General features: G+C 70.9%; 12 protein-coding genes. 5 read left to right on the forward strand and 7 right to left on the reverse strand.

Going from position 1 to position 13,908, the window contains the following annotated elements; genetic code table 11:
- The first annotated feature begins 6 nt into the window (after positions 1-6).
- From SGFS_RS05420 to SGFS_RS05440, 5 genes are all read left to right on the forward strand, one after another.
- Positions 7-723 (forward strand): FadR/GntR family transcriptional regulator, encoded by a 717-nt coding sequence (locus SGFS_RS05420; RefSeq protein WP_286248057.1) that lies wholly within the window; start codon positions 7-9, stop codon positions 721-723.
- 222 nt (positions 724-945) lie between these two features.
- Positions 946-1,242, forward strand: a complete 297-nt coding sequence (locus tag SGFS_RS05425) for a hypothetical protein (protein WP_286248059.1) — start codon at positions 946-948, stop codon at positions 1,240-1,242.
- Positions 1,239-1,436 (forward strand): hypothetical protein, encoded by a 198-nt coding sequence (locus SGFS_RS05430; RefSeq protein ID WP_286248061.1) that lies wholly within the window; start codon positions 1,239-1,241, stop codon positions 1,434-1,436. Before SGFS_RS05425 ends, SGFS_RS05430 begins: the two co-directional genes overlap by 4 nt.
- Positions 1,433-2,530: an isocitrate/isopropylmalate dehydrogenase family protein gene (locus tag SGFS_RS05435; RefSeq protein ID WP_286248063.1), complete on the forward strand. Its 1,098-nt coding sequence runs from the start codon at positions 1,433-1,435 to the stop codon at positions 2,528-2,530. Before SGFS_RS05430 ends, SGFS_RS05435 begins: the two co-directional genes overlap by 4 nt.
- Entirely contained in the window at positions 2,523-2,804 is a 282-nt protein-coding gene (locus tag SGFS_RS05440; protein ID WP_286248064.1) for a hypothetical protein, read from the forward strand. Before SGFS_RS05435 ends, SGFS_RS05440 begins: the two co-directional genes overlap by 8 nt.
- Positions 2,805-2,857: 53 nt before the next feature.
- Here SGFS_RS05440 and SGFS_RS05445 read toward each other — a convergent pair whose 3' ends face one another.
- From SGFS_RS05445 to SGFS_RS05475, 7 genes are all read right to left on the reverse strand, one after another.
- Complete coding sequence (locus tag SGFS_RS05445; RefSeq protein WP_286248065.1) at positions 2,858-3,451, reverse strand: sarcosine oxidase subunit gamma; 594 nt, start codon at positions 3,449-3,451, stop codon at positions 2,858-2,860.
- The gene (locus SGFS_RS05450; protein WP_286248066.1) at positions 3,444-6,746 is read right to left on the reverse strand and encodes a sarcosine oxidase subunit alpha family protein; all 3,303 of its coding nucleotides are present in this window, start codon (positions 6,744-6,746) and stop codon (positions 3,444-3,446) included. Before SGFS_RS05450 ends, SGFS_RS05445 begins: the two co-directional genes overlap by 8 nt.
- A gap of 11 nt (positions 6,747-6,757) precedes the next feature.
- Positions 6,758-7,990 carry a sarcosine oxidase subunit beta family protein gene (locus SGFS_RS05455; RefSeq protein ID WP_286248067.1) on the reverse strand — a complete coding sequence of 411 codons (1,233 nt, stop codon included), beginning with the start codon at positions 7,988-7,990 and terminating at the stop codon, positions 6,758-6,760.
- The gene (gene glyA, locus SGFS_RS05460) at positions 7,987-9,270 is read right to left on the reverse strand and encodes a serine hydroxymethyltransferase (RefSeq protein ID WP_286248068.1); all 1,284 of its coding nucleotides are present in this window, start codon (positions 9,268-9,270) and stop codon (positions 7,987-7,989) included. The genes SGFS_RS05455 and glyA overlap by 4 nt, the downstream gene beginning before the upstream one ends.
- A complete protein-coding gene (locus tag SGFS_RS05465) occupies positions 9,267-10,127 on the reverse strand; it encodes a bifunctional methylenetetrahydrofolate dehydrogenase/methenyltetrahydrofolate cyclohydrolase (RefSeq protein ID WP_286248069.1) in 861 nt (286 codons plus the stop codon). The genes glyA and SGFS_RS05465 overlap by 4 nt, the downstream gene beginning before the upstream one ends.
- Before the next feature lie 146 nt (positions 10,128-10,273).
- Positions 10,274-12,712 carry a GcvT family protein gene (locus SGFS_RS05470; RefSeq protein ID WP_286248070.1) on the reverse strand — a complete coding sequence of 813 codons (2,439 nt, stop codon included), beginning with the start codon at positions 12,710-12,712 and terminating at the stop codon, positions 10,274-10,276.
- A gap of 215 nt (positions 12,713-12,927) precedes the next feature.
- A complete protein-coding gene (locus tag SGFS_RS05475) occupies positions 12,928-13,905 on the reverse strand; it encodes an ABC transporter substrate-binding protein (protein ID WP_286248071.1) in 978 nt (325 codons plus the stop codon).
- Positions 13,906-13,908 lie beyond the last annotated feature (3 nt).

The raw sequence follows: 13,908 nt of genomic DNA on the forward strand, positions 1-13,908 counted from the left end.
GACCCCATGGCCGAACTCGCGAGGATCAAGGTCGAGCCGCGGGAGCCGCTGGCCTCCGAGGTCGCCCGGCGTCTGATCGACTACCTGATGTCGGGTGAGGTGCAGCCCGGGGACCGGATCCCCTCGGAGCGGCAGCTGACCGAACTGCTCGGGGTGAACCGGCCAACCGTCCGCGAAGCGATCAAGTCGCTGGGATTTCTCGGTCTGCTGGAGGTCCGGCAGTCCAGCGGCACCTACTTCCGCGGAACCGACTCCGACGTCCTCTACCGCCTCTTCGAACTCGGGCTGATCCTCGGGGAGCGCGGCGCGCACGACATGCTGCAGGCGCGGGCGGAGATGGAGGTGGTGGTCGCGGGGCTGGCCGCGCAGGCGCGGGACAAGGCCGGTGTGGAACTGCTGCGCACCCGGCTGACGGTGATGCGCGACTGCCCGGACGAGGACTTCCCCGAAGCCGACACCGCCTTCCACGCGGCACTGGACGAACTGGCCGGCAACACCGTGCTGCGGGACATGCTCAAGGGGATGCGCGCCATGATCCAGCGCGGCTGGGTCGAGCGAACCGGCGCGGTCCGCCCCCGCGAGATCGCCTACGCGGACCACGTGCCGATCTTCGAGGCGGTCGAGAAGGGTGACGCCGAGGCGGCGCGCGCCGCGATGGCGGCCCATATGGAGGGCGCGTCCCGGCGCCTGAGGGAGGCCCTGGTTCAGCGCGACGACGCCTGACCAGGGCCCGGATCTGCGCGGGGAGAAACGACCCGCGCAGAACTGTAAACACAACCGGTCTACCGGTTGACCGGTTGTGTCAAAGATCTCTACAGTGGCGGCCCGACGGAAACGGGCTTGCCGTGCCCCGTCCGGGCCCGCTCTCAGCACTGCTCCGATCGGAACAGGCCCAGGCGGCAGCTCGTTCCGGCTCTCCGCCTACCGGAGGAGGAAGAAACCCCGGTGATCGAGCCCCGCCCCCTGGTCGCCCTGATCCACGCCGTTCCGCCCGTCGTACGCATCGCCCGGCAGGCGTTCGCCCACGCATTCCCCGAGGCCCGGCTGCGGAACATCCTCGACGACCGTCCCCTGGACGACGCCCGTGACGCCGACGGCCTGACCGAGGCCCTGCGCCGCCGCATGCTCCGCCTGATCGCCCACGCCATGGACACAGGCGCCCAGGGCCTGCCGCTGACCAGGCCGCCGGGCACCTGGCCGACCTCGGTCACACCGGCCTGGGGGTACAAGTGCGCCGGGTGAGCGAGCGGGACGCTCCCGCCCTGACGGCGGCAGCCGAAGCCGTGGGCATCCGCGTCCTGGCCATCGGCACGATCAATGGCCCAGAGGCAGCGGCCCGCTCATCGGCCGCGCTCGACGACACGGCCATCACCCTGACCTGTACCGACCCCGCTGTCGCGCAGCGCAGCCGACCGAAAGAGGAACCTGCATCATGAGCACCACCTACCGCCTCGGTGTCCTCGCGGGCGACGGCATCGGCCCCGAGATCGTCCCCTCCGCCGTGGAGATCGCCACCGCCGCCGCGCAGGCAGCCGGCGTATCCGTCGACTGGGTCACCCTCCCGCTCGGCGCCACCGCCATCGAGACCCACGACAACCCAGTACCGGAGGAGACCAGGCGGACCCTGGCCGAGCTGGACGGCTGGTACCTCGGCCCGCACGACTCCGTCGGCTACCCCGAGCCGCACAAGTCCGCCCTCAACCCCTCGGGCACCCTGCGCAAGCACTTCCAGCTGTTCGCCAACATCCGCCCGGCGAAGAGCTTCCCCGGCGCGAAGGCCGTCTGTAACAGCGCCGACCTGGTCATCGTCCGCGAGAACACCGAGGGCTTCTACGCCGACCGCAACACCTACGCCGGGACCGGGGAGTTCATGCCCACGCCCAACACGGCGATCATGATGGGCATCATCACCCGCGAGGCCACGGAACGCGTCGCCCGCGTCGCCTTCGAACTGGCCCGCTCGCGCCGCAGGAAGCTGACCATCGTCCACAAGGCCAACGTCCTCAAGCTCACCACCGGGCTGTTCCGCACGGTCTGCCAGGAGGTCGCCCAGGAGTACCCGGACGTGACGGTCGACGACTTCCACATCGACGCCATGACCGTCCATCTGGTGCGTCGCGCCCAGGACTTCGACGTCATCGTCACCGAGAACATGTTCGGCGACATCCTCTCCGACCTCGCCGGCGAGATCAGCGGCTCCCTGGGCACCGCGCCCTCCATCAACGCCTCCGCCACCACCGCCATGGCCCAGGCCTCGCACGGCTCCGCCCCCGACATCGCCAGGCGGAACATCGCCAACCCGGTCGCCATGATCCTCTCCGGCGCGATGCTCTTCGAGTGGCTCGGAGCCCGGCACGGGGACGAGGCCACCGCCCGGGCCGCGAAGATCATCGAGAAGGGGGTGGCCGAGACGATCGCCTCCGGCACCTCCACCCGCGACCTGGGCGGCTCGGCCTCCACGACCGAGTTCACCGCCGCCGTCATCAAGGCCATCACCGCCGGCATCGGCCTGAACTCACCTTGTGAGTAGCCCGACCACGTCCCTGCGCACCGCCCTGGTCCTCGGCGCTCCCGGACCGGACACCTCACTGCCCGCCGACTGCGACGCCGCCGGCAACACCGTCGAATCCCGCTCCCCACCCACCGAGGAAGCCGTCGCCGTACCCGGCGACACGAACCTGGACGCCCCCGCCGAGCAGATCACACGCGCCCATCACGCCGTCCTGCTCGCCAACCACGGTCCCGTCGTCACCGCTCCCGCCCTGCAACGGCAGACTGCCGCGCTCGCGCCGATCCCGTCCTGACGACCGGAAACGCCACGAGCGCGGCAGCCCCTACGTGGACACCCTCAGGGGGGTCAGATGTATTCCGTCGCCGCGTCCAGCAGCCAGTCCGCCAGATAGCCGGCGAAGGACGAACGGACCAGCACCCAGAAGCCGGCCCTGGGTTCGTCCCGGGCGACCACGACGACCTGGGTGCGGCCCAGTGTGGTCTGGGCGCAGCGTCCGGGACCGAAGGCGCGTGGGTGCAGGTCCAGCGCGCAGCCGTGGGCCAGGAGGTCACGGGCGCGGGGGCCCGCCACGAGCAGCGTGGTGCGCTGGGCGGAGACGTCGGTGACGGAGACGGGCTCGTCCCCGGCGGCCTCCCGGATCCGGCTCTCCAGGTCCCGCTGTGTGCCGGCCGGGCCCACCAGCAGCCATTCGTCCGGGCCGAGCCACAGTGCGGTCAACTCCCCGGCGCGTACGACGGTGTTGGGTTCGAGCGGCAGTTGGAGGCCCAGGGCGAGCCCGACGGCGTCCGCCGCTGTCCCCTTGGCGTCGAGGCGCAGGTCGATCTGGGCCAGGAAGGGCAGCTCGGCCAGCCGGACCGCGCCCCCGGAGGCGTGCGTCGTGGCGGCCAGGCGGTCGGCGGCGGGCCCGAGAGGGCTGCGGGGCAGGGCGGTGTCAGCCATCGCGACGGGCTCCCTCGGGGTCGAAGAGGACGGGGTTGGCGACGGTCACCGGCACCAGCCGGTCGCCGACGGGGGCGTACAGCCGCTCGCCGATACGGTCCCGGCCGCCCTTGATCAGGGCGAGCGCGAAGGTCCGGCCGAGGGCGGCACTGCGGTAGCTGGAGGTGACATGGCCCAGCATCGGGACGGGCGGGGCGGGCAGCACGCTGTCGGCGACCAGGTGTGTGCCTTCGGGGAGGAAGGTGCCGGGGTCGTCCGGGAGCAGGCCGACCAGGTGCTTGCGGTCGGGGCGGGCGTTGTCGGCGCGGGCGTAGGAGCGTTTGCCGATGAAGTCGGGCTTCTTCTTCGACACCGCCCAGCCCATGCCGAGGTCCTGCGGGGTGACCGTGCCGTCGGTGTCCTGACCGATGATCGGGTAGCCCTTCTCGGCGCGCAGGACGTGCATGGTCTCGGTGCCGTACGGGGTGATGCCGTACGGGGCGCCGGCCTCGTACAGCGCCTCCCAGAGGGTGCGGGCCTCCCACGGTGACACGTTGATCTCGTAGGCGAGTTCGCCGGAGAAACTGATCCGGCAGACCCTGGCGTCGAGGCCCGCGACGGTCGTGTCCCGCCAGGCCATGAACGGGAAGTCGTCGTTGGACACGGCCAGTTGAGGTGCGAGGGCGCCGAGGACGTCACGAGAACGCGGGCCCACCAGGGCGACCGTGGCCCACTGCTCGGTCACGGACGTGCAGTGGACGCGCAGCTCCGGCCACTCGGTCTGGAGCCACTCCTCCATCCAGTCCAGTACGGCGGCGGCGTTGCCCGTGGTCGTGGTGACGAGGAAGCGGTCCTGGGCGAGGCGGATGACCGTGCCGTCGTCGAAGACCATGCCGTCCATGCGGCACATGACGCCGTAGCGGATCATGCCGACTTTCAGGGTGCTCATCATGTTGGTGTAGAGCAGGTCGAGGAAGACGGCGGCGTCCGGGCCCTGGACGTCGATCTTGCCGAGGGTGGAGGCGTCCATGAACGCCACACTGTCGCGGGCTGCGGCGCACTCGCGCAGCACGGCCGCTTCCATGTCCTCGCCGTCCTGGGGGTAGTACCAGGGGCGCTTCCACTGGCCGACGTTCTCGAACAGGGCGCCGTGCTCGACATGCCACTCGTGGATCGCGGTCGTGCGGACCGGGTCGCTCAGCGCGCCGCGGTCCCGGCCGGCGAGGGCGGCGAAGGAGACGGGGGTGTAGGGCGGGCGGAACGTGGTCGTGCCGAGCGCCGAGATGTCCACGCCGAGCAGTTCGGCGACGACCCCGCTGGCCAGAACACCTGAGGTCTTGCCCTGGTCGTTGGCGGTGCCGGCCGTGGTGTAGCGCTTGGTGTGCTCGACCGAGCGCATACCGGCGCCGGTCGCCCGGGCCAGGTCGTCGATGGTGACGTCGCGCTGGAGGTCCACGAAGCGGGGGGCGCCTTCCCGGCCGGGGACGGCGTACACATGCATGGGCGGCGTGTGCGGCCGCGCGGCAACGTCCGGCAGCCGGGGCGCCTCGGCGGCGTAGCCCTCCGCCTCCGTCGCGCGGGCACCGGCTGCGGCACCCTGGGCGAGCACCGAGGCCAGGTCCAGTACGCCGTTCGCGCTGCCCGCGACCTCGACCGCCTGGCGGCACTCGGCGGGGACGAAGGAACCGAGCGCCTCGTCGTGGCGGAGCTTGCCGCCCGCCTGACTGAACAGGTGCCCCACCGGATTCCAGCCGCCGGAGACCAGCAGCAGATCGGCGGCGAACTCCCGCTGCCCGGCGGACTCCCCGTACGGGGCGACGGTCACGGCGGTGAGACGCGGGGCGCCCTCCGTGCCGGTGACGGCGTGCCCGGGAAGCACCTCGACACCGGCGGCCCGGGCGCGCTGCGCCCACTCCCCCGGCTCGGAGCGGGTGTCGACGACCGCGACGACGTCCACTCCCGCCGCGGCGAGGTCCAGCGCCGCCGCGTAGGCACTGTCGTTGGTGGTGAAGACGACCGCGCGGCGGCCGGGCAGGACTCCGTGACGGTTGACGTAGGTGCGGGCCGAGGCGGCCAGCATCACGCCGGGGCGGTCGTTGTCCGCGAAGGCCAGTGAGCGCTCGTGGGCGCCGGTGGCGAGGACGACGCGGCGGGCGCGGATGCGCCAGACACGTTCGCGGGAGACGTTCTCGGGGGCGTCGGCGCCCAGGTGGTTGGTGCGGCGTTCGACGGCGAGGAGGTGGTTGTCGTCGTAGTAACCGAAGACGGTGGTGCGGCGCAGGACGCGCACATCGGGTGCGCTGTCCAGTCGCGCGGCGGTCTCCGCCACCCAGTCGAGGTGCTCTCCCGTGCCCAGGAGGCTGCCGCCCGGCTCGGGCTGGTCGTCGGCGAGGATGACGCGGGCGCCGCTCTTCGCCGCCGCCGCCGCGGCCGCGAGGCCGGCCGGGCCCGCGCCGACCACGAGCAGGTCGCAGTGCGCGTGTACGGCGTCGTAGCGGGCCGGGTCGGGTTCGGTGGCGAGGCGGCCCTGGCCGGGGAGGCTGGTCGCGACCAGGCCGTCGTACAGCTCGACGGTCGTGGCGGGGAGCATCGGCTCGGGGAACGGGGCCTCGATCTGGATGACGGCGTTGGGTTCCTCGACGCCGGCCGAGAAGATGCCGCGTGGGCGGCCGAGCTTGATGCTGGTGCCGGCCTGGATGACGCCGTTGGCGAGGAGGGCGGAGGCGAGGGTGTCGCCTCGGTAGCCCTGGTACGCGGTGCCGTCGAAGGTGAAGGTGAGGGGGGTGTCTCGGTCCACTCGGCCGTGGGTGGGGTGGCGGAACGGGTGGCTCGCGGCGGAGCCGCTGACGGGTGCGGCGCCCCCGCCGCCCCTACCCGTCCCATCCCTGGGGGCTGCCGCCCCCAGACCCCCGCTTTCGGCCTGAACGGCCTCGTCCGCAAGCGCCGGACCGGCTGGTTGTGCCGGCCCGGGCTGAGAAGTGACCGTACTCGGCCCAGCTGTTGCCGTACGCGGCTCGGAAGTCGTCGCAGGCCTCAGTTCCGTGTCGGCCGGACGCGGCTCCCCCGACCGATAGACGGAGAGGATCTCGTTCGTCGCCGTGTCCCGCACCGCGTTGAACCAGCGGCGGCAGCCCGCCGCGTGGCTCCAGCGCTCGGCGAAGGGGCCTTTGGTGTTGTCACGGAAGAACAGGTAGCGGGCCCACTCCTCGTCGGTGAGGGCCGCCGGGTTCTCCGGGTACGGCACGTGTGCCTGGCCGCCGTAGTGGAACTCGGCCTCGTCGCGGGGCCCGCACCACGGGCAGGGGATGAGCAGCATGGTTCGGCTCCCTAGTGGGCCACCGCGGCCGCGCCGTGCTCGTCGACGAGCGCGCCGGTGGTGAAACGGTCGAGCGAGAAGGGGGCGTTGAGGGCGTGCGGGGTGTCGTGGGCGATGGTGTGGGCGTAGACCCAGCCGACGCCCGGGGTGGCCTTGAAGCCGCCCGTGCCCCAGCCACAGTTGAGGTAGAGGTTGTCCACCGGGGTGAGGCCGATGATCGGCGAGGCGTCGGGGCTGACGTCCACGATGCCGCCCCAGGTGCGCAGGACGTGGGCCCGGGCGAAAACCGGGAAGAGCTCCAGGGCCGCCGACATCTGTTCCTCGATGATGTGGAAGGCGCCGCGCTGGGTGTAGGAGTTGTACGCGTCGATGCCCGCGCCCATGACCAGCTCGCCCTTGTGCGCCTGACTGACGTACACGTGGACCGCGTTGGACATGACGACCGTGGGGTGGACCGGCTCCAGCAGTTCGGAGACCAGGGCCTGCAACGGGTGGCTCTGCAGCGGGAGTTCGATGCCCGCCATGGCGGCGAGGACCGAGGTGTGGCCCGCGGAGCAGAGCGCCACCTTGCCCGCGGCGATGGGGCCGAGGCTGGTCTGGACTCCGACCACCCGGCCGCCGACCACGTCCAGGCCGGTGACCTCGCAGTTCTGGATGATGTCGATACCGGCCGCGTCGGCCGAGCGGGCCAGGCCCCAGGCCACGTGGTCGTGCTTCGCGATGCCGGCGCGTGGCTGGTAGGTGCCGCCGAGGACCGGGTAGCGCACATCCGGGGAGATGTTGACGATCGGGCAGACTTCCTTGACCTGCTCGGCGTCGAGCCACTCCGCGTCCACGCCGTTGAGGCGGTTCGCCTCCACCCGGCGCACGCTGTCGCGGACGTCCTGCAGGCTGTGCGCGAGGTTCAGCACGCCGCGCTGGGAGAAGAGGATCGGGTAGTCGAGCTCCTCCGCGAGCCCCTCCCACAGCTTGAGGGCGTGCTCGTAGATGCCCGCGCTCTCGTCCCACAGGTAGTTGGAGCGGATGATCGTGGTGTTGCGGGCCATGTTGCCGCCCGCCAGCCAGCCCTTCTCCAGCACGGCGACGTTGGTGATGCCGTGGTTCCTCGCCAGGTAGTGGGCGGTGGCCAGCCCGTGGCCGCCGCCACCCACGACGATCACGTCGTACGAGCGCTTAGGCTCGGGCGTGCGCCACAGCCAGTCGGGGTGTTCGGGGAGCGCGGCGCCTGGGGTGCGGGGGCTCATCGGGCGTCTCCGTGTTCCGAGAGGTGCGGGTAGAGCGGGTGTTTGGCGGCCAGCGCCTCCGTACGGGCGCGCAGGGCGCCGATGTCCGGACCGGGCTGGAGGGCCAGCGCGATCACGTCGGCGACCTCGGTGAAGTCGTCCTCGGTGAAGCCCCGGGTGGCCAGCGCGGGGGTGCCGATGCGCAGGCCCGAGGTGACCATGGGCGGGCGCGGGTCGAAGGGGACGGCGTTGCGGTTGACGGTGATGCCGATCTCGTGGAGCAGGTCCTCGGCCTGTCGGCCGTCGAGCTCCGATTCCCGCAGGTCGACGAGGACGAGGTGGACGTCCGTGCCGCCGGTCAGCACCTTCACCCCGGCGGCCGCCGCGTCGGGGCGGGTGAGGCGTTCGGCGAGGATGCGGGAGCCGGCCAGCGTACGGGCCTGGCGTTCGGCGAACTCCTCGGACGCGGCGACCTTGAACGACACCGCCTTCGCGGCGATGACGTGCTCCAGCGGTCCGCCCTGCATCCCCGGGAACACCGCCGAGTTGATCTTCTTGGCGAGGTCGGCCTCGTTGGTGAGGATGACGCCGCCGCGCGGACCGCCGAGCGTCTTGTGGGTCGTCGTGGTCGTCACATGGGCGTGCGGGACGGGGTTGGGGTGCAGCCCGGCGGCGACCAGGCCGGCGAAGTGGGCCATGTCGACCATCAGCAGGGCGCCCACCTCGTCGGCGATCCGCCGGAAGGCCGCGAAGTCCAGCTGCCTCGGGTACGCCGACCAGCCCGCGATGATCATCTTGGGGCGGTGTTCCTTGGCGAGCCGCTCGACCTCGTCCATGTCGACGAGGTTGTCCTCCGCGGCCACGTGGTACGGCACGACGTTGAGCATCTTGCCGCTGTAGTTGATGCGCATGCCGTGGGTGAGGTGCCCGCCGTGCGCGAGGTCGAGCCCGAGGATCGTGTCGCCCGGCTGGAGCAGGGCGAAGAAGACGGCGGTGTTGGCCTGGGCGCCCGAGTGCGGCTGGACGTTGGCGTAGCCCGCGCCGAAGAGGGCTTTGACCCGCTCGATGGCGAGCCGCTCGGTGACGTCGACGTGTTCGCAGCCGCCGTAGTACCGGCGTCCGGGGTAGCCCTCGGCGTACTTGTTGGTCGCGACCGAGCCCTGCGCCTCCATCACGGCGGTGGGCGCGAAGTTCTCCGAGGCGATCATCTCGAGGGTGGACTGCTGGCGGTGCAGTTCGGCGCGCAGGGCTTCGTGGACCTCGGGGTCCAGCTGCGCCAGGGGGGTGTTCAGCGCGCTCATACGGCGTTCACGTTCCTCTCGGCGGCCTCGACGACATTGGCGAGCAGCATGGCTCGGGTCATGGGGCCCACGCCCCCGGGCATCGGCGCCAGCCATCCGGCGACCGTGGTGGCCTCCGGGTGTACGTCGCCGACCAGCCCTTGTTCGGTGCGGGTGATACCGACGTCCAGGACGGCCGCGCCGGAACGCAGCATGTCCTTGGTGATCAGTCCGGGCGATCCTGCGGCGGCGATGACGATGTCGGCCTCACGTGTGTGCCAGGCCAGGCCCTTGGTTCCGGTGTGGCAGAGGGTGACGGTGGCGTTCTCCGAGCGGCGGGTCAGCAGCAGCCCGATGGGCCGCCCGACCGTGATGCCGCGTCCGATCACGCACACCCGCGCCCCGGCGAGCGGCACCTCGTACCGGCGGAGCAGTTCGACGATGCCGCGCGGGGTGCACGGCAACGGGGCCTCGACGCCGAGGACGAGCCGGCCGAGGTTGACGGGATGCAGGCCGTCGGCGTCCTTGGCCGGGTCCATGCGTTCCAGTACGGCGTTGGCGTCGAGGTGGCGCGGGAGCGGAAGCTGGACGATGTAGCCGGTGCAGGCCGGGTCGGCGTTGAGTTCGTCGATGACGTCCTCGACCTGCCGCTGCGAGGCGTCGGCAGGCAGGTCCCGGCGAATCGAGGCGATGCCCACCTGCGCGCAGTCGCGGTGCTTGCCGGCGACGTAGGCACGACTGCCGGGGTCGTCGCCGACCAGGACCGTGCCGAGCCCGGGCGGGCGGCCACCGGTGGCCGTCAACTTGGCGACGCGCTCGGCGAGTTCGCGGCGGATGTCGGCAGCGGTCGCCTTGCCGTCAAGCAGCTGTGCGGTCACCGACGGTACTCCTTCCTACGGGCCTGAGGCTGAGCGCCCCAAAGGGGCGCGGGGCTGTATCGATCTGCGGCTCCGCCGCGGAGCGCGACCAGCCACGACGCACCCGCAGCCGACGGACAACACATCGCGGCGCCCCCTCGGACCACTCAGCCACGAAGACGGGACATCGTCGGGTCGAACAACGGCTCCTCGGCCACGACAGCCTCGACGCGCTGGTCGAAATAGCCGATGTGCAAGGTGGTCCCAGGGGCCGTCAGTTCCGTCGGCAGCCACGCGTAGGCGATCCCCTTGCCGATGGTGTAGCCATAGGCCGCGCTGGTGACATAGCCGACGGCACGATCACCGTCGTACACCGGCTCCTTGCCCATGACGACCGACTGCGGGTCGTCGATGGTCAGACACGTCAGCTTCCGTCGTACGTCGTCCTTGCGACGCTCCAATGCGGCCTTGCCGATGAAGTCGTCGCGGTCGAGCTTGACCGCGAAGCCGACGCCGGCCTCGTAGGGGTCGTGCTCGTAGGTCATGTCGGTGCCGAAGGAGCGGTAGCCCTTCTCCAGGCGGAGGCTGTTGAAGGCGCCACGGCCGGCGATGACACCGCCGAGCGGCTGGGCCGCCTGCCACAGGGTGTCCCACAGCTTCTGGCCGAGGTCGGCGGTGGTGTACAGCTCCCAGCCGAGTTCACCGACGTACGACAGGCGCATCGCCGTCACCGGGACGGAGCCGATGTGGGCGCGCTTGGCGCGGAAGTACTTCAGGCCGTCGTTCGAGAAGTCCTCGTCCGTCAGGGGCTGGAGGACCTTGCGGGCCAGCGGGCCCCACAGGCCGATGCAGCAGGTGCCGGGGGTGATGTCGCGGACCTGGACCGTGCCGTCGGCGGGGAGGTGGCGGGTGAGCCAGTCGAGGTCGAGGTTGCCGTTGGCGCCGACCTGGAAGAGGTCACGGGCCAGCCGGGCGACGGTGACGTCGCTGCGGATGCCGCCGTCGTGGTCCAGCAGCAGCGTGTACGTCACCGAGCCGACGGACTTGGCGACCTTGCTGCTGGTCAGGCGCTCCAGGAAGGCGGCGGCACCGGGGCCGGTCACCTCCAGGCGCTTGAGGGCCGTCATGTCGTACATGGCGACGGTCTCGCGGGTGGCCTGGGCCTCGGCGCCGACGATGGGCGACCAGTACTGAGCGGCCCAGTCGCCCGGTGTGGGGATGTTGCGGCCCTCGACCAGGGACGCGTTGGCCTCGTACCACTGCGGGCGCTCCCAGCCGTTCGCCTCCAGGAAGACGGCGCCGTGCTCCTGCTGGCGGGCGTGGAAGGGGCTGGTGCGGATCGGGCGGGGCTTCCCGGAGGGCTGGAGCGGGTGGAGGATGTCGTAGACCTCGACGAAGTTCTGGCAGTCGCGGGCCAGGACGTACTCCGGGGAGAGCTGGTGCGGCTCGAAGCGGTTGACGTCGCACTCGTGCAGGTCGAAGGACGAGCAGTAGCCGTCGACCAGCCATTCGGCCATGGCCCGGCCGACGCCCGCGGAGTGGGTGACCCACACCGCCTCGGCGACCCAGAAGCCCTTGACGTCCGGGGACTCGCCGAGCAGCGGGAAGTTGTCGGTGGTGAAGGAGAACAGGCCGTTGATGCCCTCCTCGACCTTGGCGTCCTTGGTCGCGGGGAGGAGGGACTGGGTCTCGGTCCAGGCGTCGGCGAAGTCGTCCTCGGTGAACTTGAGGACCGAGGGCATGTCGTCGGCCTCGTCGACGGAGAGGATCTCGTCGGCCGTGATGGGCATCGGGCGGTGGCCGTAGTAGCCGATGCCGATGCCGTCGAAGCGGTCGCGGTAGTAGAGGTCGGCGTCCTGGTGGCGCAGGATCGGGCGGACCGCCTCCTCGGTCTGGCCGGCGAGGGCGGGGACCGGGCCGGTCCAGGCGAGCTGGTGGGCGAGCGGGGTCAGCGGGAGGTTCATGCCGACCATGCGGGCGATCTTCGGGCCCCAGATGCCGGCGCAGCACACGACGATGTCGGCCGCGATCTCGCCCTGGTCGGTGAGGACGCCGGTGACGCGGCCGTCGGCCTGCTGTACGTCGAGGACTTCGTGGCGGGCCAGGAAGGTCACGCCGCGCTCGGTGGCCCGGCGGATCTGCGCCTCGACGGCGAGGACGGCCTTGGCGAGGCCGTCGGTGGGGACCAGGAGACCGCCGAGGACCTTGTCGCGGTTGACCAGCGGGTGCTGCTCGACGCACTCGTCGGCGCTCAGCAGCCGGGCGTCGATGCCCCAGGCGGTGATCCAGCCGTGGCGGCGCCTCAGTTCGGTCAGGCGCTCGGGGGTGGTGGCCACTTCGAGGCCGCCGACCTGGAGGAAACAGGGCTTGCCGTCGACGTCGAGGGAGCAGAACTTCTCGACGGTGTAGCGCGCCATCTCGGTCATGGTCTTGGAGGAGTTGGTCTGGAAGACCAGGCCCGGGGCGTGCGACGACGAGCCCCCGGTGGCGGGGAGAGGCCCCTGGTCGACCACGGTCACTTCGGTCCAGCCGCGCGCGGAGATCTCGTCCGCGAGTGCCGCGCCAACGACGCCCGCTCCGATGATGACCACTCGGGGTCCCGCCATCGCCGCACCTCCGATTGAAAACTGAGTCCAGCCGGTTCAGTTGCTGTCTGCGCAACATGGTTCAGGTTGCGCAACTCAATGTGCCTGCCCCGAGGAGGGGGTGTCAAGGGGTCCGTGAGGGGAGGAAAAAGGCCCCGAACACGGCGATGCCCGGCGGGCGGCGCACACGTGTGCACACCGCCCGCCGGGCATGTTCGACCACCCCGGAGCAGGGGTCACTTGATCCAGGCGTCGACCTTGTCGCGGTTGGCCTCGACCCACTTCTTCGCCGCCGCCTCGGGCGCCATCTTGTCCACCGCGATGTACTTGGCCACGGTGTTCTGGTCGTCGTTCGTCCAGCTGAAGTTCTTCACCAGGTCATAGGCGGGGCTGCCCGACTTGGCGAACTTCGCGCTGACGATCTTGTCGAGGTCGTACACGGGGTAGTCGCAGGCGACCTTCTCCGCGTCGGCGTCACAGCCGTCCGTGTACTTGGGCAGGTTCACCTTGACCAGGGGCACCTCGGACAGGAACCACTGCGGCTCGTAGAAGTAGCCGATCACCCATTCCTTGTTCTTCTCGGCCTTGCGGAAGGCCTGGATGAGCGCGGTCTCGCTGCCCGCGTACACCACCTTGAAGTCCAGCTTCAGGTTCTTCACCAGCGCCTCGTCGTTGGTGACGTACGACGGGTCGCCGTCCAGGAGCTGGCCCTTGCCGCCCGACTCGGACGTCTTGAACTTCGAGGCGTACTTGTTGAGGTTCTTGTAGTCGGTGATGTCCGGGTGGGCCTTGGCCAGCCACGGCGGCACGTACCAGCCGATGATGCCTTTGTTGCCGGTCGAGCCGGCCTCCACGGCGGTCTTCTGGTCGGTGATGTACTTCTTCTTCAGATCGTCGTGGCCCCAGTTCTCGATGACGGCGTCGACCTCGCCCGTCCCGAAGCCCTGCCAGGCGATCTCCTCCTTCAGGTCCTTCTGGGTGACCGTACAGCCGAGGTCGTGCTCCGCGACGTACGCGACGACCGCCGCGTCCGCCTCGTAGCCCACCCACGGGTTGACGGCGAGGTTGAAGGCTCCGCACTTGCCGGAGTCGCCCGAGCTGTCCGAGGCCGAGGAGCTGTCACCGACCTTCGCGCCGCCACAGGCGGTGAGGGTGAGACCGAGAACGGCCAGACCGGCCGCGCCGACTCTCCACTGACGTACTTGTGTTGCCATGGT

Origin of the sequence: Streptomyces graminofaciens (assembly GCF_030294945.1) — a bacterium.
Lineage (GTDB): Bacteria > Actinomycetota > Actinomycetes > Streptomycetales > Streptomycetaceae > Streptomyces > Streptomyces graminofaciens.